The sequence below is a fragment of the Sphingomonas oligoaromativorans genome (assembly GCF_011762195.1).
Taxonomy (GTDB): domain Bacteria; phylum Pseudomonadota; class Alphaproteobacteria; order Sphingomonadales; family Sphingomonadaceae; genus Solisphingomonas; species Solisphingomonas oligoaromativorans.
Map to the genome: position 1 here is coordinate 60,582 of NZ_JAASQK010000009.1, position 18,048 is coordinate 78,629.

Genomic DNA, 18,048 nt, shown 5'->3' on the forward strand with positions numbered 1-18,048 from the left:
ATCAGCTCTCCGCCAGCCAGCGCCGGAACAGCGTGTGGGCGATGGCGTAGGGCGGCGGCGGCAGGAAGGGCGCGTGCGCCTCGCCGTTCATCGCGGCGACCACCCCGGCGCGATCGATCCAGCGCGCGTTCTCCAGCTCGGTTTCGTCGATGCGCAGCGTGTCGTCGTCGGTCATGGCGACGCAGGCGATCATGAGCTGCGAGGGGAAGGGCCAGGGCTGCGACGCGATGTAGCGCACCGAATGGACGGCGACGCCCGCCTCCTCGGCCAGCTCGCGCGTCACCGCCTCCTCGACCGATTCGCCCGGCTCCAGAAAGCCCGCCAGCGCCGAATAGCGCCCCGGCGGGAAGGCCGGCTGTCGGCCGACGAGAATGCGTGCGGCGTCGCCTGTGCCGTGCTGGGCGAGCATGATGACCACCGGGTCGACCCGCGGGAAATGCTCGGCCCCGCAATTCGGGCAGCGGCGGCCCCAGCCGGCGCGGAAGGCCTCGGTCCGGTGCCCGCAATTGGGGCAGAAGCCGTGGCGGGCGTGCCAGTCGATCAGGCTGCGCGCGGCGGCGTAGGTGCCGGCCTCGCCGGGCCGGAGCGCGGTGATCGCGGCGAACAGCTCGGGCGAGCGGCGGAGGGCGGAGACGCCCGGCGTCAGCGCGACGAAGCGCGGCCGCCCCCCGATCCGGCCGAGCAGCGCCAGCTCCACCTCGATCCGCATTTCGGCGAGCGGCGCCCAGCCGAGCGAGCCGTCCTCCGCGCCGAGCGGGTGCAGGTCTTCGAGGAGCAGCAGCAGCGCTTGCGGATCGGCGCGCATCGCGGCCACCAGCGCCTCGTCGTGCCGGGCCATGTCGACCCGGTCGAGCAGCGATCCGGTGAAGCCGGGGAGGATCGTCATAAAGCCAGCATCTCCTGCGAAGCACGGCCCAGGGTTGCGGCGCGCGCATAGAGGGTGGGGAGGCCCGCTTCCCCGATGCGATCGACCGGCCACCATTCGCCCTCGATCGGGCGGCCGGGGAGATGGGTGGCCATCACGTCGAGCGACAGGGCGAAATGGGTGAAGACATGCTCGACCGTTCCGATCGGGCGCCAGTCGGCGTCGAGGGGCGGTGTGGCGTCGGCGGCGTCGCCCCACGCGCCTCCGGGGAGCGCGCGCATCCCGCCGAGCATCCCCTTGCCGGGGCGGCGGACGAGCAGTACCGCGCCATCCGATTCGAGCCAGTAGGCGATGCCCTTCCGGCGCGGCTTCGCTTTCCTGGGCGGCTTCACGGGATAGGCCTCGGCGTTGCCCTCGGCCCGCGCCTCGCAGCCGGCGCCGAGCGGACAGGAGCCGCAGCGCGGATTGCGCACCGTGCAGACGGTCGCGCCGAGGTCCATCATCGCCTGCGCGAAGTCGCCGGCGCGCGCGTCCGGGGTGATCGAATCGGTCAACTCCCGGATGCGGGGCCGCGCGTTCGGCAGCGGCTCTCCACACGCGAACAGCCGCGTCACCACCCGCTCGACATTGGCGTCCACCACCACCGCGCGCCGCCCGAAGGCGATCGCGGCGATCGCCGCCGCCGTATAGGCGCCGATGCCGGGAAGCGCGCGCAGGCCCTCCTCGCTGTCCGGGAATCGCCCGCCATGGTCCGCCATCACCGCTCGCGCGCAGGCGATCAGGTTGCGGGCGCGGGCATAATAGCCGAGCCCCGCCCAGGCGGCCATCAGCTCGGCCTCGTCGGCGGCGGCGAGATCGGCGACGGTCGGCCACGCCCGCGTGAATTTCGCGAAATAAGGGCCGACCGCCGCGACGGTCGTCTGCTGGAGCATGATCTCGCTCAGCCACACCCGATAAGGGTCTGGCGCGGACGTGCCGGGGGGCGCCCGCCACGGCAATGCACGGGCATGGGCATCGTACCAGGCCAGCAGTGCGTGAGCGGCATCGACGGGCATGGGGCGCCTATGGCATGGGGAGGGGAATGACGGAACGGGCTTCAGGGATGTCGGGGGAAAAGAAGGCGTCGCGCGGGCGAGCGAAGGCGCCGGCCGAGCGGCCGCGTGCCGCGCGCGCGCGCGCGCTTTCGGAGATCGTGCCCGAGATCGGCGGCGTCCATTTCCGCCGCTTCGGCTTCGTCCAGTCCGCCGTGGTGAGTCGCTGGCCCGAGATCGTCGGCCAGCGTTATGCCGGCGTGTCCTCGCCCGAATCGATCCGCTTCCCGGCGGGCAAGAAATCGGACGGCGTGCTCACCCTCTCGGTCGAGGGCGCGCACGCGCCGATGATGCAGCATATCGCGCCGACGCTGATCGAGCGGGTCAACCGCTTCTTCGGCTATCCGGCGGTGGCGCGCGTGCAGATCCGTCAGGCCGCCGCCACCCCGCGCCCACGCCGCAAGACGCCGGCCGCGCCCGCTTTCCACCCCGTCGAGCTCGGCGACAGCCTGCGCGCGGTGAGCGATCCCGAATTGCGCGCGGTGCTCGAATCGATGGCCGAGGGCCTTTCCTTCACCACCGGCGCGCCGCGCCTGCCGGAGCCTTCCGAATGAAGCCTGTATTCGTCGCGTTCGTGGCCGCCCTGTTCGCCGTCTCGGGCACCGCGCCCGTCGAGGCCGCCTCCCGCGCGGCCCACGCCCCCGCCGACTGGACCCGCGTCGTCGAGCAGACGCCGGAAGGCGGCATCCGCATGGGCAATCCCAATGCCAGGGTGAAGCTGGTCGAATTCTTCTCCTTCACCTGCCCGCATTGCGCCGTGTTCGCGACCACCGCGTTCAAGCCGCTCACCGACAAATATGTCCGTTCGGGCCAGGTGAGCTTCGAGCTGCGCTCGGCGCTGCGCGACGCGCTGGATTTCTCGGTGGCGCTCAGCACCCGCTGCGTCGCGCCGAGGGATTTCTTCGGCGCGGTCGAGGATGTGATGGCCGGCCAGCCGGATTGGGAGACCAAGGCGGCCGACTGGATCTCCGCCCACCAGACCGAACTGAGCGCCCCCGACAAATCGGCCGCGATCCACGCGCTGATGGCCGGCTCGGGCGTCGAGGCGCTGATCGTGAAGCATGGCACGACGCCGGCCGCGATCGGCAGGTGCCTGGACGACAAGGGCCTCCAGTCGGTGCTGGAGAAGACCACCAACGATGCCTGGAACGTCCGCAAGATCGGCGGGACGCCGGGCTTCCTCCTCAACGATATGATCCAGTCCGGCGTCTATGACTGGGCGGCGCTGGAGCCCAAGATCCAGGCCGCGCTCAAGGGATGATTACAGGAGTATCGCGCATCATGACGATCAAGAACCGCCTCCTTCTCACCGGCTTCGCCATGGCCGCCCTGACGCTGGCCGGCTGCCAGAAGAAGGCCGACGAGAGCGCCGCCACGCCGGCCACGCCCGCCGCCAGCAGCGGCCCGGTGGGCACGGCGCCCGCGGGCGGCTGGTCCAGCGAGGTGAGCCAGACGGCCGACGGTGGCTATCTGATGGGCAATCCCAACGCGCCGGTGAAGCTGATCGAATATGGCTCGCGCACCTGCCCGCACTGCGCGAAGTTCACCGAGGAAGGCTTCCCGGAACTCAAGAGCAAATATATCGACACCGGCAAGGTGAGCTACGAGTTCCGCGATTTCGCCATCCACCCGATGGACCCGGCCGCGATCCTGCTCGGCCAGTGCAACGGCACGGCCACCTTCTTCCCGATCCTTGAGCAGATGATGGCCGACCAGCCCAACGTCTTCCCGAAGATCGACAAGCTGCCGGCGAACTTCCAGCAGCAGATCGCCAACAAGACGCCCAACGAGCAGGCCGCCGCCTGGGGCGAGCAGCTCGGCTATGTCCAGTTCGTCGGCCAGCGCGGCGTGCCCGAGGCGAAGGCCAAGGCCTGCCTCGCCGATCCCAAGGCGCTGGATGCGCTTTCCAAGCGGATGCAGGACGGCGTCTCGCGCTACAATGTGAGCTTCACGCCCTTCTTCGTCGTCAACGACAAGCCGGCGGGCGATACTGCCACCGTCTGGTCGGCGCTGGAGCCGATCCTGAAGGGCGCCGGCGCCTGACAGGGCGCAAGAGGGGTAGGCGACGATGCGGATCCGGCGGCTCAAGCTCTCGGGCTTCAAGAGCTTCGTCGATCCGGCCGAGCTGGTGATCGAGCCGGGGCTGACGGGCATCGTCGGCCCCAATGGCTGCGGCAAGTCCAACCTCCTCGAAGCCATACGCTGGGTGATGGGCGAGGCCAGCTCCAAGTCGCTGCGCGGCAGCGGCATGGAGGATGTGATCTTCGCCGGCACCGCCCAGCGCCCGGCGCGGGACTTCGCCGAAGTCTCGATGCTGATCGAGCAGGCGGACGAGCGCGGCCCGCAGGAGGCCGAGATCGTCCGCCGCATCGAGCGGGGCGCGGGCTCCGCTTACCGCATCGACGGGCGCGACGTGCGCCAGAAGGATGTCGCGCTGCTCTTCGCGGACGCCGCGACCGGCGCGCACAGCCCGGCGCTGGTGAGCCAGGGGCGGATCAGCGCGATCATCGCCGCGCGGCCCACCGAGCGCCGCGCGATGCTGGAGGAAGCGGCGGGGATCGCGGGCCTCCACGTCCGCCGCCGCGATGCCGAGCAGAAGCTGCGCGCGACGGAGACCAATCTCGAACGGCTCGACACGCTGCTGGGCGACATGGAGGCGCGCGCCACGGCGCTGCGCCGTCAGGCGCGGGCGGCGGAGCGCTATCGCCTGCTCTCGGCGGACATCCGCGTGGCCGAGGGGCGGCTGATCTACGCCCGCTGGCGCGAGGCGGCCGAGGCGAGGGCAGCGAGCAAGCGCGAGGCCGAGGCGGCGGCGTCGGCAGTGGCGGCGGCGGCCGATCGCCAGCGTCGCGCCACCGAGGCCTCGGCGCAGGCGGCGCAGGGGCTGGCGGCGGCGCGCTCCACCGCCCAGTCGGCCCGCGATGTCGCGGCGACGGCCGGGCATCGGCTGGAGACGCTCAGGGCCGAACGCAAGGCGCTGGAGCGCCGCATCCAGGAAATCGCCCAGCTTCGCGACACGCTGGAGCGTGATCGGGCTCGCGAAGGCGCGCTGGCCGAGGATGCGGCGGCCGCCATCGCCCGGCTGACGGCCGAGGCGGAGACGCTGATGGCGCGCGTGGCGGAGGCCGAGGCGACACGTCCGGCGCTCGCGACCCGGCTGTCCGAGACGGAGGCGGGCCTGCGCGATGCGGAGGTGCTGCTGGCACAGGCCCTCGCGGCGGAAGCGGCCGAGCAGGCCGAGGCGCGGATCGCGCAAGCGGCTCTGGCGGCGGCGCGGCAGCGTCTCGATCGCGCCGAGGCCGAGGTGGCGCGCATCGCCCGCGATCTGGCGGCGGTCGGCGATGCCGCGCAGCATGAGGCGGCGCTGATGGCGGCTTCTGGAGCGCGGGCTACCGCGACGGCGGAAGCGGATGCCGCGACCGAGGCGATGACGAAGGCCGAAGAGGCCCGCGTCACGGCGGTGGCGGCGCGGGACGAGGGGCAGGCGGCGGCGGCCACGGCGCGCGCGCAGCTCGCCTCGCTGGAATCCGAAGCGGCCGCGCTGACCCGTTCGCTGGTGCGCCGGGATGGCAAGGAACCCCGCGCCCTCGACCGGATCACCGCCGCGCCCGGCTATGAGCGCGCGCTGGCGGCGGCGCTGGGCGACGATCTGGAGGCTCCGATTGGCGGCAAGGGCGCGCGGCGCTGGGCGGGCGCGGATGCTGCGGGCGATGCCGCGCTGCCCAAGGGGTGCGTGCCGCTCGCCGATCATGTCGAGGCGCCGGCGGAACTGGCGCGGCGGCTGGCGCAGGTCGGTGTCGTCGACACCGACGACGGGAGCATCCGGCTGGGCGTCGGCCAGCGTCTCGTGACCCGCGATGGCAGGATGCGGCGCTGGGATGGCTTCGTCGCCGAGGAACAGGGCGCGGCCGCCGCCGAAGGGCTGATCCGCCGCAACCGCCTGACCGAGATCGAGGCGCAGCTCCCGCCGGCCCGCGCGGCGCTGGCCGAAGCCGAAGCGAAGGGGCGCGATGCCGCCGCCGCGCTCGATGCCGCCCAACGCGAGGGGCAGGCGGCACGCGCCGCGCTCGCCGCCTCCGAACGCCGCGGCCGCGACGAAGCGCTGGCCGAGGATCGCGCCCGCGTCGCCATCGAGCGCATCGAATCCCGCCGGGCCGAGCTGGCCGAACGCACCGCCCAGGCCGAGGCCGAGCGCGATGCCGCGGCAGCGGAGCGCAGCAAGGCCGCCGACGCGGTGGCGCTGCTGCCCGACGGCGCGGAAACGGCGCGCGCGGTGGCCACGCAGCGCGCCGCGACCGATGCCGCGCGCGGCGCGGTGGGCCAGTTCCGGCTCGATCTCGCCCAGCTCGATCGTGGCCTGTCGGTGGATCGTGACCGCGCGGTCGCCGCGAAGGCCGAGGCGGAGGGCTGGCGCGCGCGGGCCGGTGACGCGGCGAAGCGGATCGAGGAGATGGCCGCCCGCGCCGCCGCGGCCGATGAAGAGGCCGCATTGCTCGCCGCCACGCCGAAGACGCTCGACGATCGGATCGAGGCCGCGGAAGGGGAGAGCCGCTCCGCAGCCTCTCATGTCGGTGAGACGGCGGCGGCCGAACGCGGCATGGAGGCGGTGCTGCGCGAGGCGGAGGCGGTGCTGGCGGCGGTCAACGAGGATGCGGCCGGCGCCCGCGAGGCGCGCGCGACGGCGATCGCGCACCACGAGAATCACGAGGCGCGGCGGCAGGAGATGGGCCGCCTCTCCGGCGAGCGCTTCCAGTGCCCGGCGCCCGTGCTGCCGGAGAAGGCTGGTTTCGCCTCCGCCGAGGTCGGCGACATCGCCGCCGAGCAGCAGCGCTTCGACAGGCTCAACATCGATCGCGAGCGGATCGGCCCGGTCAATCTGGTCGCCGAGCAGGAGCTGTCCGAACTCGATACCGACCGGGTGACGCAGGCCGCCCAGCGCGACGAGCTGGCCGAGGCGGTCTCCCGCCTGAGGGGCTCGATCGGCAGCCTCAACCGCGAAGGCCGCGCCCGGCTGCTCGCCGCGTTCGAGGCGGTGGACGGGCATTTCCGGCGGCTCTTCACGCGGCTGTTCGCGGGCGGCGAGGCGCATCTCGCGCTGATCGATTCGGACGATCCGCTGGAGGCGGGGCTGGAGATCATGGCCCAGCCGCCGGGCAAGAAGCTCTCCTCGCTCACCCTGCTGTCGGGCGGCGAGCAGGCGCTGACGGCGGTGGCGCTGATCTTCGCGCTGTTCCTCACCAATCCGGCGCCGATCTGCGTGCTGGACGAGGTCGACGCGCCGCTCGACGACGCCAATATCGAGCGTTTCTGCGATCTGCTCGACCAGATGACCCGCGAGACGGACACCCGCTATTTCGTCGTCACCCATAATGCGGTCAGCATGGCGCGGATGCACCGGCTGTTCGGCGTGACGATGGTCGAGCGCGGCGTCAGCCGGCTGGTCTCGGTGGATCTCGGCGGCGCGGAGACGCTCCTCGCCGCCGAGTAGAGAGCGTCAGTCGCGCGCCGGGATGTTGAGCCCGCGCTGCACCGCCGGGCGGGCGAGGCCGCGCTCCAGCCAGGCCGGCACATGGCGCAGCCTGTCATACTCGACCAGCGCGCCCGCCTCGTAGAAGCCGTTGATGTTGCGCACCCAGCCGAGCAGCGCGACGTCCACCATCGTGTAATCGTCGCCCATCATCCAGGCGCGGCTGGCGAGGCGATCCTCCAGCACCCCGAGCAGGCGCTTGCTCTCGGCGACGTAGCGCTGGAGCGGGCGCTTGTCCTCATATTCGCGGCCGGCGAACTTGTGGAAGAAGCCGACCTGGCCGAACATCGGGCCGACGGCCGCCATCTGGAAGAAGATCCACTGGATCGCCTCATAGCGCTGCGCCGGGTCGGTCGGCATCAGGCGGCCGGTCTTGTCGGCGAGATAGAGCAGGATCGCGCCGCTCTCGAACAGGCCGAGCGGCCGGCCGCCGGGGCCGTCGGGATCGATGATCGCCGGGATCTTCCCGTTCGGGTTGAGCGAGAGATATTCGGGCGTCCAGGTCTCGTTCTGGCCGATCTGGATCAGATGCGGTTCGTAGGCGAGGCCCAGCTCCTCCAGCGCAATCGACACCTTCACGCCGTTGGGCGTGGGCAGCGAATAAAGCTGGATGCGATCGGGGTGCTGCGCCGGCCAGCGGGCGGCGATCGGGAAAGCGGACAGATCGGACATGGAATCTCCCTGGCGCTAAGGGACTGCGCGCGCCAGAGATAGGGCCGGGGCGGACGCCGACAAGACGTCCGTCCCCGGACCGCGTGGCGGATCAGTCCTGCGGGACGCCGCCATTCTCCGCGTCTTCCTTGTCCTGCTGGCGCTGGAGGCGCGCGCGCGTCTGGAACTGGGCGAAGCAGCCGCTCTGGCCGCCGGTGCCGACCATCGAGCAGGTGTTGGGCAGGCCCGCCGCCTCGCGGCTCACATCCTCGGTGGTGCGCACCTTGTTGGCCCAGCTATTGCCCGGCGCCGGCTGCACCTTCTTGCCGCGGAAGCGCTTGGGGATGCGATAGCGTTCGGATTCGGGCTCGCGGGCGCAGACGATGATCTCATCATCCTTGCCGGTGGGGCAGGGATCGTTGCCGTAGACGACGATCGAGATCGTGCGCGTTTCGTCCGCCGCGGCGGTTTCCGCCTTGGCGGCGGGCGCGGCCTTGGGCGGCTCGGCGCGCGCCGCGAGCGGCAGCGCCATGGCGGCCAGCAGCAGGCCGAGCAGGAAGCCGGCGCAGGCGATCAACAGCGATCGGGCGGCAGCGAAGGCGGTCATGGGGCGATCCTCCACGATCGGGGCTGGTGCAGAGCCAAGCCCGCCCGTGACTGTCGCGGGGCTGAATGAAAGCATCGACATCTCTATGATGTGGGGTGGCGGTGGCGTTCAGGGAACCCCGGCTTCGGCCTTCTTCTGCGCTTCGCGTTCGGCACGGGCCTCGGCGAACATTTTCTTCATGCATCCCGACCAGCCGTCATTGCCGCCGTCCGAGCAGCTCTGCGTGCCGCTCTTGCCGACGAACTCGACGCTCTTCGCGCGCTGCGCCCAGCTCATATTGGTGGGCGAGATCTCGTTGTCGCGGAGATTCTTCGGGATGCGATAGCGCTCGGTCTCCGGCTGGCGGACGCAGACGACGATGTCCTGCCCCGCGCTCGAGGGGCAGCGATCCTTGCCGTAGATGATGATGAAGCGATCCTGCTGCTGCGCCAGCGCCGGCAGCGGTTCCAGTACGGAGAGGCCCAGCGAGGCCGTTGCGATGAGCGAGAGGGAAAGCAGCCTGCGCATGATCGTTCGCCTTAGTCCGGCCGTTGAGCCGAACGGCATGGCGGAGCCGGACGGTTCCCGCAAGTGAAAGGAGGCGAGGCATGACGCGGATCGAGCTGGAGCGCGGGGATATCACCGCGATGGCGGTCGATGTGATCGTCAATGCGGCCAACAGCGCGCTGGCGGGCGGCGGTGGGGTGGATGGCGCGATCCACCGCGCCGCCGGGCCGGAGCTGAAGGCGGCGAGCCTGGCGCAGGCGCCCTGCCCCACCGGCGAGGCGCGAATTACGCCGGGCTTCCGTCTGCCCGCGCGCTTCGTGGTGCATACGGTCGGCCCGGTTTGGAGCGGCGGCGGCCGGGAGGAAGCGGCACTGCTGGCGCGCTGCTACAGGCGCAGCCTCGATCTGGCGGCGGAGGCCGGCGCGCGCTCGATCGCCTTCCCGGCGATCTCGACGGGCGTCTACGGCTATCCCAGGGAGGCCGCCGCCCGAGTGGCGGTCGATGCGGTCCGCGGCTGGGTGGAGGCGCATCCCGACGCCTTCGATCGCGTGGTGCTGGTGGCCTTCTCGGCCGAGGACGAGCGCGCGCTGGATGCGGCGCTCTAGGCCCTCAGACGCGCTTGGAGATGGCGATGGCGGCGCGGCAGCCGAAGCGGATCGCCGCCGACAGGATCGGATAGCCGAGCGCCCGCTCCGCGCCCTCGGCCATGGCGGTCTCGCGATGCTCGACCTCCTCGGCCTGGAACTCGGCGATCGTGTCGGAGAGCTGCGGATCGCGGTCGCCCAGCTCGGCGAGCTGTTCGCCATAATGCTTGTCGATCTCGGTCTCGATCGCGGCGGTGCAGGCCATCGCGGCTTCGGGCGAGATCAAGGCGGTCGCCGCGCCCAGCAGGAAGCCGGCTCGATCCCAGAAGGGCGCGAGCAAAGTCGGGCGAACCCCGCGCTCGGCGATCAGCCTGTCGAAGACCTGACGGTGGCGTTCCTCCTGCGCGGCCATGCGCGCGATCGGGCGCGCGGCTTCCGCGCGGTTGCCGAGCACGGCGAGCTGGCCCGCATAGATGCGGGTGGCGCCGAACTCGCCCGCCTGATCGACGCGGATCATCGCGTCGATGTCGGGGGTGTTCAACGGGCGTTGGGCTTGGCGATCAGCCACAGGATCGATGCTCCCGAAACAAGCGAGAAGAGGGCGTTCCAGCCGGCCAGCGAGACGCCCCAGAGCGTCCACTGCGCCTGATCGCAGCGCACGACCGGCGCGGCCATGATCTGGGCGAGGATATCCTGCCCCGATCCGCCGAGCACCGGCGCCGTGCAGCGGGTGATGCCGGTCCACCAGTGATATTCGACGCCGGCATGATACACGCCGATCAGGCCGGAGACGAGGATCGCCAGCGCCGCCAGCAGCGTGAAGCCGCGCGAGGTCTTCGGGTTCGGGCGGAGCAGGATGGCGAGCAGCGCCAGCACGATCGCGGCGAGATGCGGCCAGCGCTGCCACATGCACATCTCGCAGGGCACGAGATGGCCGATATATTGGGAGCCGAGCGCGCCGAGCAGCAGCAGGGCGGGAACAAGGAGCGCGGTCAGCCGGGCGCGGGACAGGGCGGTCATGGATGAAATCCGTCGTCAGTGCTTCGCGGGGGCGGCGAGGGCGACCTTGGCGGCGGGCGCCAGCGGGCCGCCCAGCCGCGCCATCGTCTGGAGCGCGTAGTGGAGCTGGAAGTCGGTGACCCCCTGCTTCTTCAGCGCGTCCGCCGTGACGGTGAAGCGCGGATCGGTCTTGTCGTCGGCCTCCAGCACGCTGTCGTCCACCTTGGCCTCGTTGATGAGGTGGCGGCGCAGATCATTCTCGCGGAACTTCGGGCGATCCTTGTAATCCGGGTCGGAAAGCTGGGGCACCATCACGTCGGGCTGGATGCCGCCCTCCTGCACCGAACGGCCCGAGGGCGTGTAATAGCGCGCCGTGGTGAGGCGCAGCGCGGTGTCCTCGGTCAGCGGCAGCAGCGTCTGCACCGAGCCCTTGCCGAAGCTGCGCTCGCCCATCACCAGCGCGCGGCGCTGATCCTGGAGCGCGCCCGCCACGATCTCCGCCGCCGAGGCCGAACCGGCATTGACCAGCACGATCACGGGAAGGCCCTTCGCATCGTCGCCGGGGTGGGCGTAATAGCGCTCGATATCGTCCTTGGCGCGGCCGCGCTGGGAGACGATCTCGCCATGGTCGAGGAAGGCGTCGGCCGTCTCGATCGCCTGATCGAGCAGCCCTCCGGGATCGTCGCGCAGGTCGATGACATAGCCGGTCGGCAGCCCGCCATTGGCCTTGGTGATGGCGGCGATCGCGGCGCGCGTGTCGGCGCCGGTCTGCTTCGAGAAGCTGTTGATGTTGATGATGCCGATGTGGTTCTTGATCTCCCACTTCACCGGCTTGATGACGATGTTCTCGCGGACGAGCGGCACGTCGAAGGGCTTGTCGCGGCCGGGGCGCACGATGGTGAGCGTCACCTTGGTGCCCGGATCGCCGCGCATCTGGTCCACCGCGTCGTCGAGCGTGGTGCCGTAGATCAGCTTGCCGTTGATGTGGGTGATATAGTCGCCGGATTTGATGCCCGCGCGCCAGGCCGGGGTATCCTCGGTCGGCGTCACCACCTTCACCACGCCGTCTTCCGCCTGCACGGTGAGGCCGAGGCCGCCGTAATTGCCGTCGGTCGTCAGCTTCATCTGCTGGAAGTCGTGCGCGTCCAGATAGGAGCTGTGCGGATCGAGGCTGGCCAGCATCCCGTCGATCGCGCCCTTGATGAGCGCCTTGTCGTCGGTCTTGTCGACATAGTCCGAACGGATCTTCTGGAAGACATTCATGAACTGGTCGAGCTGGTGATAGGTATCGGAGGCCTTGTCGGACTCGGCGGCGCGTGCGCTCTGGACGGTCGGGATCAGCATCGTCGGGATGGCGGCACCCGCAGCCAGCAGGGCAATCGAGCGCAACAGGGACTTCGGCATCGAGTCTCGTCTTTCCGTGGGGCCGGGGTGCCCCTCCATGACAACTGTTACCGCGTTTCGCACGAAGGCAAAAGCGGCGGAAATTCTCAGCCGCTCTGCGCCATGGCGAGGATGTCGACGGGGCGATTGTCGCGGCGCAGCTCGGCGGCGATCGGGGAAGCGGCGGTGGTGCCGGCGCGGCCGATGAGATCGCCGGGGCGGAGCCTCTGGCCGACCTTCACCGCCACCGTGTCGAGCCCGGTCAGCGTCGTCGTCCAGCCGCCGCCATGGCCGAGGATGACGATTCGGCCATAGCTGCGGAAGGCCCCGGCGTAGAGCACGGTGGCGGCCGTGGGCGCGCGCACGTCGGCGCCGGGCTCCACCGTGACGGTGAGGCCGCGCGCGCGGATGCCGGCGCCCGAAACCTCGCCATAGCCGGTCGCGACCGCGCCGCTCACCGGCAGGCGATAGCGCGGAGGCCCGGCATGAACGGGCACGGCGTCATCGGGGCCGGCGGGGCGCGGATCGGGGCCGGGCAAACGGGCGAGGCGGGCGCGGATGTCGCCGGCCTCGGCCATGGCCTGCATCCGGTCGGCGATGTCGCGGGCATCCTCGCCGAGGCCGATCGCGCGCTCCTCCTCCTCGGCCGCCTGATCGGCGAGGCGCTGCGAGCGGCGGATGGCCGTGGCCTCCAGGGTCGCGAACGCCTGTCGGCGGCTGGCGAGCAGCTTGCGGCTGGCATCGAGCGCGGTGGCGGCGCGCTCGGCATCGCCGTGCAGTTCGGTCTGTTTGGCGAGCGTCGCCTGAAGCGCCGCCGTGCGGGCATGGATCACCGGCAGCGTATCGGCGAGCAGCAGGCGGACATGGACGATGTCGTCGAGCGAGCCCGGCTGCGCGATGGCGAGCGCCGGCGGGCGGCGCGCCATGGTCTGAAGCGCGGCGACCAGATGCAGGATCGGCCCCTGCTTCTCGGCGATATGGCTGCGCTGGTCCGCTTGCAGCCTGGCGATCAGGGCGATGCGGGCCTGGGCGGCGGCAAGATCGGATTCGGCGGCCTGCACCTGAAGGCCCAGCGCGGCGGCCTGCGCACGGGCGCGATCCGCTTCGTTGCTGGCCTGTTCGGCGGCCTGATTGAGCGCGGCGGCGCGGGCTTCCGCCTCGGACGCGGCCTGCTTGGCGCCGACCAGCGCGTTGCGGACGTCGCCGATGGCCGGCGCGAGGTCGGGCGCCTCGGCGGGCGCGGCGCCCGTCGCCAGCGTCGCGAGCCCGAGCCCGATCATGATCGCCCCCCGCCCGCGCATCAGCCCTCGCGGTGATAGGGGTGGCCGGCGAGGATGCTCGATGCCCGCCAGAGCTGCTCGGCCAGCATCGCGCGGGCCATCATGTGCGGCCATGTCGCCTTGCCGAAGGCGAGCAGAAGGTCCGCCTTGGCGCGCGTCTCGTCCTCATGGCCGTCGGCGGCGCCGATCAGGAAGCGCACCTCGCGCACCCCGTCGTCGCGCCAGCGGCCGAGGATGGCGGCCAGCTCGCGGGACGGCAGATCCCGCCCCGTCTCGTCGAGCGCGACCAGCCGCGCGCCGGGCGCAAGCTCGGGCATCCGCCCGCCTGTATCGGGCAGCTCGCTGACCTTGGTCGGCCAGCTCACGCGCTTCAGATAGCGATCGACCAGCTCGGCCTCGGGGCTGCGCCCGATCCGCCCGCGGGCGACGATGTGGAGCAGCAAGGCCGGCCGGCGTCAGGCGACGGGCGGTGGCGCCGGCGGATTGGAGGGCGAGGCGGTCGCCGCGCTCTCGTCGCCGAACGCCCACATCCGCTCCAGATTGTAGAAGCTGCGCACTTCCGGGCGGAACAGGTGGACGATCACGTCGCCGGCATCGATCAGCACCCAGTCGGCGGCCGGCAGGCCTTCGATCTTGGGGCTGCGGCCGACCTGCGCCTTCACCTTCTCGGCGAGCTTCACCGCCATGGACGACACCTGCCGGCTCGAACGGCCGGAGGCGATCACCATGTAATCGGCGATGCTGGTCTTGCCGGCGAGCGGGATCGAGATGGTCTCGACCGCCTGATCGTCCTCAAGCGACTGGAGCACCAGCGTGTGGAGCGCCTCGGCCTCCGGTGAAGCGGCGGGGCCACCCGTCATGTCGCGGGTGGCGGCGGTAGAAGCAGGCAATGAACCTCCGGGGGAACGAGCCGGCGCGTCACGCGATCGCGCAGGGCTCTTGGGTTTATACGGCGATGCCAATCGGGATCGGCGGCCCGCCGGGCGGTGGCTGAAGTCGGGTCAGGAACAGTATGCATCAGCACGAGTGCCGGCAAACTCCATCGCGTCCACCGCTTCGCGCCCGAAGCGGACCGGCCGAAGCGGCCCAGCCAGCCCATCGCTACACCAGATCGGGCGGCCGCATCATAGCCCGGTCGGGCGATCACGGCAATGGGAAGCGTCGCGGCGATCGTCCGCCAGTCCTTCCACAGCGCGAACTGGGCGAGATTGTCGGCGCCCATGATCCAGATGAAGCGATCGCGCGGGTAGCGGCGGACGATCTTGCGGAGCGTGTCGACCGTGTAGCGCGTGCCGAGGCTGGCCTCGATCGCGGTGGGCACGATCGGCGCGCGGCGGGCCATCCGTTCGGCGGAGGCGAGGCGGTCGGCGAGCGAGGCCATGTCCGACGCGGCGGCCTTGAGCGGGTTGCCCGGCGACACCAGCCACCACACCTCGTCCAGCCCCAGCGCCTCGATCGCGAACAGGCTGATCCGCCGGTGCGCGGTATGCGCGGGGTTGAAGGAGCCGCCGAGCAGGCCGATCCGCCTGCCGCCACCTCGTGTCACGCCCAGTCTCTCAAGGACGGGTCTGCCCCGTGCCGCGCACCTGCCATTTATAGGTGGTGAGGCCTTCGAGCGCGACCGGGCCTCGCGCATGAAGCCGGCCCGTCGAGATGCCGATCTCCGCGCCGAGGCCAAACTCGCCGCCGTCGGCGAACTGGGTCGAGGCGTTCCACATCACGATGGCGCTGTCGACGCTGTTGAGGAAATGCTCCGCCACTTCCGCATCCTCGGCGATGATCGCGTCGGTGTGGTGGGAGGCATGGGCGGCGATGTGGCGACAGGCGCCTTCCACCCCGTCGACGAAGCCGACGGTGCAGATCGCGTCGAGATATTCGGTGTCCCAGTCCTCTGGCGCGGCCGGCGTGATGCGGGGATTGAGCGCCTGAGCGTCTCCGTCGCCGCGCAGCGCGCAGCCGGCGTCGAGAAGGGCGCGGACGAGGCTCGCCGCCTCGGGATAGGCGCGGTCGATCAGCAGCGTCTCGGTCGAACCGCAGACGCCGGTCCGCCGCAGCTTGGCGTTGACGACGATCGCCTCCGCCATCGCGGGCACGGCCGAGGCATGGACGAAGCTGTGGTTGATGCCGTCGAGATGGGCGAGCACGGGCACCCGCGCCTCGTCCTGCACGCGCGCGACGAGGCCCTTGCCGCCGCGGGGCACGATGATGTCGACCAGCCCCTGCGCCCGAAGCAGCGCGCCCACGGCGGCGCGGTCGGTCGTCGGGATCAACTGCACCGCATCGACCGGCAGCCCGGCGGCGGCGATGCCGTCGGCGAGCGCGGCATGGATCGCGGCGTTGGAGGTGCGGGCTTCCGAGCCGCCGCGCAGGATCGCGGCATTGCCCGCCATCAGCGCCAGCGCGCCGGCGTCGGCGGTGACGTTGGGGCGGCTTTCATAGATGATGCCGACCACGCCCAGCGGCACGCGGACGCGGCGCAGCTCGAGCCCGTTGGGGCGGTCGCGCCGGTCGATCACCTGCCCCACCGGATCGTCGAGCCCGGCGACCGCTTCCAGCGCCTCCGCGACGCCCTCAAGGCGCTGTGGGTGGAGCGTCAGCCGGTCCTTCATCGCGGAGGCCATGCCGCAGGCGTCGGCGCGGGCGAGGTCTTCGCGATTGGCGGCGAGGATCGCCTCCGACCGCTCGCGCAGCAGGCGCGCGGCGTGGCGGAGCGCATCCGCCTTCCGCTCCGTCGGCGCGGTGGCGAGGATCGCGGCGGCGGCGCGGGCACGGCGGCCCATCGCGCCGATCAGCGTGTCGGCCGCCTCCTCGGTGAGCGCGCCGGTCTGGGGCAGGGGAATATCCATCCCCGCCGATTAGCAGAATGTGCCCCGATCGGGCACCCTCTCGACCGCTCGCCTGCTTGCGGCTTATTCTTGGGGCGGGGAAACAGGGGATTGGGCATGACGGGCAGTGGGGACGAGTTCGGGGATATTCTGACCGGAGGCCTCGTCACCCGCGAGGTCGACCGGGCCGGCGGGGCCGCGGGCCATGGCGCCCATGAAGGTGCCGGCGGCGAATGCCTCAACTGCGGCGCGGTGCGCGCCGGCCCCTTCTGCCAGAGCTGCGGGCAGAGCGGCCATGTCCACCGCAACGTCTCCGCGCTCGCGCACGACATCCTCCACGGCGTGTTCCATTTCGAGGGCAGGATCTGGAAGACGCTGCCGATGCTGGCCTTCCATCCCGGCGACCTGACGCGGCGCTATGTTCATGGCGAGCGCGCCAAGTTCGTGTCGCCGATGGCGCTGTTCCTGTTCTCGGTGTTCCTGCTGTTCGCCGCCGTGAACCGGCTGTCCTCGCCCGACGTGGCGGGGGCGGCGCAGGGGCTGGCCAAGGCGCAGGCGCAGCTCGGCACCGAATCGGCCAGGGCGCAGAAGCGGCTCGACGGCCTCGAGAAGAAGCGCATCGACACGCTCGCCGCCGATCCCGACGCCGATCTGGGCGATCTCAACCAGAAGATCAGCGACGCCCAGCGCGAGGTGGCGGGGCTGTCGGTCGCGGCGCAGCATCTGCCGCAGGTGAAGGCCGGCGCTTCGGATGGAGCGGAAGGCGTGGCCGAGGCGCTCAACGTCAACACCGGCTTCTCGAAGCTCGATCGCCAGATCGGCCATGTGAAGGAGAATCCGGCGCTCTATGCCTACAAGCTCAAGATGGCGTCGTATAAGTTCAGTTGGGCGCTGATCCCGATCTCGGTGCCGTTCATCTGGCTGATGTTCTTCTGGCGGCGTGACGTGGGGTTTTACGATCACGCGATCTTCGCGATCCACTCGCTGAGCTTCATGACGCTGTTCGTGGTGGGGTTGCTGGCGCTCTACTTCGTCGGCGTGGGGCAGGCCTGGCTGTGGTGCGCCTTCCTGATCGTGCCGCCCGTCCATATGTACAAGCAGTTGAAGCACGCCTACCGCATCGGCCGCTTCGGGGCGGCTTGGCGGACGGTGACGCTGCTGTCGATGACGGGCGTGACGTCGCTGCTCTTCTTCCTGCTGCTGCTCTGGCTGGAGGCGGAGTGAAACATGCTGGCGCTTCTGGCGATTGCTTCGCTGTCCGTCTGCACCGTCGAGGATGCGCGCTACCGGATGCGGACGGCGCCGGACATCGTGGCGACGTTCCACGATGTCGAGAAAGGGCGGGATTGGCCGTCCCGCATTGCGCTCGATATCCACGTCGGCGCCAGCGGCCGGGACTATTGGTTCCTGCCCTGGAATGGCGGGACCGATGGCCTCGCCCATCTCGCCTCCACGACGGACGTGCGATCCGCCTCATGGCGGCCGCCCTCGCCCGATGACGGGAAGGAGCGGCCGATCGGCGACATCGACTATATCGGAACCGATGCCTCATATCATGTGTACGAAGGCGTGCCGGTGCGAAACGGTGTCGCGCCGGCGCATATGCTGATGCCCAATCTCGGCGATGTGCTCTGGCATCTGACCCCGCCCGACAAGAGGGACGCGGCACCGAAGCAGTTCTTCGACCTCGTCGGCTGCTCGAAATCGAAATAGCCGGACCGGGAGGAAAGGGGCGCCAGCACCCGGTGAC

Annotated in this window: 20 protein-coding genes; 7 read left to right on the top strand and 13 right to left on the bottom strand. The window is 70.9% G+C overall.

Translation table 11 applies throughout. The features are described 5' to 3' along the window. Position 1: 1 nt before the first annotated feature. The gene (nudC, locus tag FHS98_RS16070) at positions 2-886 is read right to left on the bottom strand and encodes an NAD(+) diphosphatase (protein ID WP_167107446.1); all 885 of its coding nucleotides are present in this window, start codon (positions 884-886) and stop codon (positions 2-4) included. Continuing rightward, positions 883-1,920 (bottom strand): A/G-specific adenine glycosylase, encoded by a 1,038-nt coding sequence (mutY, locus tag FHS98_RS16075; RefSeq protein ID WP_167107449.1) that lies wholly within the window; start codon positions 1,918-1,920, stop codon positions 883-885. Before mutY ends, nudC begins: the two co-directional genes overlap by 4 nt. Before the next feature lie 47 nt (positions 1,921-1,967). Here mutY and FHS98_RS16080 point away from each other — a divergent pair, with 47 nt between their 5' ends. From FHS98_RS16080 to smc, 4 genes are read left to right on the top strand one after another with little or no spacing between them, the layout of a single operon-like run. Continuing rightward, positions 1,968-2,510, top strand: coding sequence for a DUF721 domain-containing protein (locus tag FHS98_RS16080; protein ID WP_167107452.1), 543 nt, complete (start codon positions 1,968-1,970; stop codon positions 2,508-2,510). Continuing rightward, positions 2,507-3,217 carry a DsbA family protein gene (locus FHS98_RS16085; RefSeq protein WP_167107455.1) on the top strand — a complete coding sequence of 237 codons (711 nt, stop codon included), beginning with the start codon at positions 2,507-2,509 and terminating at the stop codon, positions 3,215-3,217. The genes FHS98_RS16080 and FHS98_RS16085 overlap by 4 nt, the downstream gene beginning before the upstream one ends. 20 nt (positions 3,218-3,237) lie before the next feature. Further along, positions 3,238-3,999 carry a thioredoxin domain-containing protein gene (locus FHS98_RS16090; RefSeq protein WP_167107458.1) on the top strand — a complete coding sequence of 254 codons (762 nt, stop codon included), beginning with the start codon at positions 3,238-3,240 and terminating at the stop codon, positions 3,997-3,999. Positions 4,000-4,024: 25 nt separating this feature from the next. Continuing rightward, a complete protein-coding gene (gene smc / locus FHS98_RS16095) occupies positions 4,025-7,444 on the top strand; it encodes a chromosome segregation protein SMC (RefSeq protein WP_167107461.1) in 3,420 nt (1,139 codons plus the stop codon). 6 nt (positions 7,445-7,450) lie between these two features. On the opposite strand, the gene FHS98_RS16100 is transcribed toward smc, so the two are convergent. The 3 genes from FHS98_RS16100 to FHS98_RS16110 form a co-directional block, all read right to left on the bottom strand. After that, positions 7,451-8,155, bottom strand: coding sequence for a glutathione S-transferase N-terminal domain-containing protein (locus tag FHS98_RS16100; protein ID WP_167107464.1), 705 nt, complete (start codon positions 8,153-8,155; stop codon positions 7,451-7,453). Between the two features lie 91 nt (positions 8,156-8,246). Next, on the bottom strand, positions 8,247-8,741 hold the full coding sequence (locus FHS98_RS16105; RefSeq protein WP_243848068.1) for a hypothetical protein: 495 nt from the start codon (positions 8,739-8,741) through the stop codon (positions 8,247-8,249). 108 nt (positions 8,742-8,849) lie between these two features. Further along, on the bottom strand, positions 8,850-9,248 hold the full coding sequence (locus tag FHS98_RS16110; RefSeq protein WP_167107467.1) for a hypothetical protein: 399 nt from the start codon (positions 9,246-9,248) through the stop codon (positions 8,850-8,852). An 80-nt stretch (positions 9,249-9,328) separates the two neighbouring features. Between FHS98_RS16110 and FHS98_RS16115 the strand changes: the two genes are divergently transcribed. Further along, a complete protein-coding gene (locus tag FHS98_RS16115; protein WP_167107470.1) occupies positions 9,329-9,832 on the top strand; it encodes an O-acetyl-ADP-ribose deacetylase in 504 nt (167 codons plus the stop codon). A gap of 4 nt (positions 9,833-9,836) precedes the next feature. On the opposite strand, the gene FHS98_RS16120 is transcribed toward FHS98_RS16115, so the two are convergent. From FHS98_RS16120 to FHS98_RS16155, 8 genes are all read right to left on the bottom strand, one after another. Beyond that, positions 9,837-10,328, bottom strand: a complete 492-nt coding sequence (locus FHS98_RS16120; protein ID WP_167107665.1) for a demethoxyubiquinone hydroxylase family protein — start codon at positions 10,326-10,328, stop codon at positions 9,837-9,839. Positions 10,329-10,348: 20 nt separating this feature from the next. Continuing rightward, positions 10,349-10,831, bottom strand: a complete 483-nt coding sequence (locus tag FHS98_RS16125) for a disulfide bond formation protein B (protein WP_167107473.1) — start codon at positions 10,829-10,831, stop codon at positions 10,349-10,351. Positions 10,832-10,846: 15 nt separating this feature from the next. Beyond that, on the bottom strand, positions 10,847-12,214 hold the full coding sequence (locus FHS98_RS16130; protein WP_167107476.1) for a S41 family peptidase: 1,368 nt from the start codon (positions 12,212-12,214) through the stop codon (positions 10,847-10,849). Positions 12,215-12,300: 86 nt separating this feature from the next. Beyond that, a complete protein-coding gene (locus FHS98_RS16135; RefSeq protein ID WP_167107479.1) occupies positions 12,301-13,473 on the bottom strand; it encodes a murein hydrolase activator EnvC family protein in 1,173 nt (390 codons plus the stop codon). Positions 13,474-13,493: 20 nt separating this feature from the next. Further along, complete coding sequence (locus FHS98_RS16140) at positions 13,494-13,916, bottom strand: 23S rRNA (pseudouridine(1915)-N(3))-methyltransferase RlmH (RefSeq protein WP_167107483.1); 423 nt, start codon at positions 13,914-13,916, stop codon at positions 13,494-13,496. A gap of 12 nt (positions 13,917-13,928) precedes the next feature. Then, positions 13,929-14,333: a ribosome silencing factor gene (rsfS, locus tag FHS98_RS16145; RefSeq protein WP_167107486.1), complete on the bottom strand. Its 405-nt coding sequence runs from the start codon at positions 14,331-14,333 to the stop codon at positions 13,929-13,931. Continuing rightward, positions 14,330-15,019, bottom strand: a complete 690-nt coding sequence (locus FHS98_RS16150; protein WP_167107489.1) for a nicotinate-nucleotide adenylyltransferase — start codon at positions 15,017-15,019, stop codon at positions 14,330-14,332. Before FHS98_RS16150 ends, rsfS begins: the two co-directional genes overlap by 4 nt. 10 nt (positions 15,020-15,029) lie before the next feature. Then, entirely contained in the window at positions 15,030-16,319 is a 1,290-nt protein-coding gene (locus FHS98_RS16155; protein ID WP_167107492.1) for a glutamate-5-semialdehyde dehydrogenase, read from the bottom strand. Positions 16,320-16,415: 96 nt separating this feature from the next. On the opposite strand from FHS98_RS16155, the gene FHS98_RS16160 reads away from it, so the two are divergent. Both FHS98_RS16160 and FHS98_RS16165 read left to right on the top strand, forming a co-directional pair. Further along, positions 16,416-17,522: a DUF3667 domain-containing protein gene (locus tag FHS98_RS16160; protein WP_167107495.1), complete on the top strand. Its 1,107-nt coding sequence runs from the start codon at positions 16,416-16,418 to the stop codon at positions 17,520-17,522. Between the two features lie 3 nt (positions 17,523-17,525). Then, positions 17,526-18,011, top strand: a complete 486-nt coding sequence (locus tag FHS98_RS16165) for a hypothetical protein (RefSeq protein WP_167107498.1) — start codon at positions 17,526-17,528, stop codon at positions 18,009-18,011. The last annotated feature ends 37 nt before the right edge of the window (positions 18,012-18,048 follow it).

Excerpts from the sequence above, each read along its gene's own strand:
- nudC (WP_167107446.1), bottom strand. The coding sequence starts at position 886 with ATGACGATCCTCCCCGGCTTCACCGGATCGCTGCTCGACCGGGTCGAC.
- mutY (WP_167107449.1), bottom strand. The coding sequence starts at position 1,920 with ATGCCCGTCGATGCCGCTCACGCACTGCTGGCCTGGTACGATGCCCAT.
- FHS98_RS16080 (WP_167107452.1), top strand. The coding sequence starts at position 1,968 with ATGTCGGGGGAAAAGAAGGCGTCGCGCGGGCGAGCGAAGGCGCCGGCC.
- FHS98_RS16085 (WP_167107455.1), top strand. The coding sequence starts at position 2,507 with ATGAAGCCTGTATTCGTCGCGTTCGTGGCCGCCCTGTTCGCCGTCTCG.
- FHS98_RS16090 (WP_167107458.1), top strand. The coding sequence starts at position 3,238 with ATGACGATCAAGAACCGCCTCCTTCTCACCGGCTTCGCCATGGCCGCC.
- smc (WP_167107461.1), top strand. The coding sequence starts at position 4,025 with ATGCGGATCCGGCGGCTCAAGCTCTCGGGCTTCAAGAGCTTCGTCGAT.
- FHS98_RS16100 (WP_167107464.1), bottom strand. The coding sequence starts at position 8,155 with ATGTCCGATCTGTCCGCTTTCCCGATCGCCGCCCGCTGGCCGGCGCAG.
- FHS98_RS16105 (WP_243848068.1), bottom strand. The coding sequence starts at position 8,741 with ATGACCGCCTTCGCTGCCGCCCGATCGCTGTTGATCGCCTGCGCCGGC.
- FHS98_RS16110 (WP_167107467.1), bottom strand. The coding sequence starts at position 9,248 with ATGCGCAGGCTGCTTTCCCTCTCGCTCATCGCAACGGCCTCGCTGGGC.
- FHS98_RS16115 (WP_167107470.1), top strand. The coding sequence starts at position 9,329 with ATGACGCGGATCGAGCTGGAGCGCGGGGATATCACCGCGATGGCGGTC.
- FHS98_RS16120 (WP_167107665.1), bottom strand. The coding sequence starts at position 10,328 with ATGATCCGCGTCGATCAGGCGGGCGAGTTCGGCGCCACCCGCATCTAT.
- FHS98_RS16125 (WP_167107473.1), bottom strand. The coding sequence starts at position 10,831 with ATGACCGCCCTGTCCCGCGCCCGGCTGACCGCGCTCCTTGTTCCCGCC.
- FHS98_RS16130 (WP_167107476.1), bottom strand. The coding sequence starts at position 12,214 with ATGCCGAAGTCCCTGTTGCGCTCGATTGCCCTGCTGGCTGCGGGTGCC.
- FHS98_RS16135 (WP_167107479.1), bottom strand. The coding sequence starts at position 13,473 with ATGATCGGGCTCGGGCTCGCGACGCTGGCGACGGGCGCCGCGCCCGCC.
- rsfS (WP_167107486.1), bottom strand. The coding sequence starts at position 14,333 with ATGACGGGTGGCCCCGCCGCTTCACCGGAGGCCGAGGCGCTCCACACG.
- FHS98_RS16155 (WP_167107492.1), bottom strand. The coding sequence starts at position 16,319 with ATGGATATTCCCCTGCCCCAGACCGGCGCGCTCACCGAGGAGGCGGCC.
- FHS98_RS16160 (WP_167107495.1), top strand. The coding sequence starts at position 16,416 with ATGACGGGCAGTGGGGACGAGTTCGGGGATATTCTGACCGGAGGCCTC.
- FHS98_RS16165 (WP_167107498.1), top strand. The coding sequence starts at position 17,526 with ATGCTGGCGCTTCTGGCGATTGCTTCGCTGTCCGTCTGCACCGTCGAG.